The organism is Lysinibacillus sp. RU7, from assembly GCF_057837305.1.
On record NZ_JBYQFK010000111.1, the window covers coordinates 1 to 277 of the forward strand.

Below are 277 nucleotides of genomic sequence, written 5' to 3' on the forward strand. Positions count from 1 at the left end.
GGAACTTAATAAATTGATGACGAATACAACACCTGCTGAAATTGAAGACCTGACCCACTCCAATTTTCAAACACCGGTAGTGGAAGCTTCAGTAAATGCTTACCTCGTGAAAACGGCAGGAAAGCTCATTTTGATAGATGCCGGCACTTCTGAACTATACGGACCTACGCTCGGGCATCTGCCAGCCAGTATGATCGGCGCCGGCTATGATCCGAAACAGATAGACGCAGTATTGATCACCCATATTCATACTGATCACACAGGAGGATTAATGGAT

General features: G+C 45.5%; 1 protein-coding gene. It reads left to right on the forward strand.

From position 1 onward, the window contains the following. A partial coding sequence (locus tag AC3II9_RS21740) for an MBL fold metallo-hydrolase (protein WP_489158764.1) occupies positions 1-277 on the forward strand: 277 nt, incomplete at both ends.